Source organism: Flavobacterium koreense (genome assembly GCF_054776075.1).
Genome location: NZ_BAAHCF010000042.1, coordinates 1,281 through 1,687, shown reverse-complemented (window position 1 = coordinate 1,687; position 407 = coordinate 1,281). Strand labels below are relative to the sequence as shown.

Below are 407 nucleotides of genomic sequence, written 5' to 3'. Positions count from 1 at the left end.
TATTTGAGGTAACATATCCTATTCTTGATGATGTATTGATAAGGTAAGCAAAATCGTCTTTCGAACTGTTTAATGGTTCTCCAACGTTTTCTACTTTCTTGTAGCTTCCATCAGCTTGCTCTTTAGCAACAAATACATCTAATCCTCCAAGTCCTGGATGTCCATCTGAGGCAAAATAAATTTCGTTCTCATTAGTCACCATCGGAAAAGTTTCTCTTCCTTCTGTGTTGATTACATTTCCAAGATTTGTTGGTGTACCATAACTTCCATCAGATTTTATTTCAACTTTGAACAAATCAGATTGTCCTAAAGTACCTGGCATGTTTGATGCAAAATATAATGTTTTCTCATCTGCACTTAATGCCGGATGTGCCACACTATATTCGTTGCTATTGAATGGTAACTCC

Annotated in this window: 1 protein-coding gene; it reads right to left on the bottom strand. The window is 36.1% G+C overall.

Annotated features, from left to right (window positions below):
- Window positions 1–407: TolB-like translocation protein (locus ACYU7A_RS13490; RefSeq protein WP_460577357.1), on the bottom strand; the 407-nt coding region annotated here is incomplete at both ends.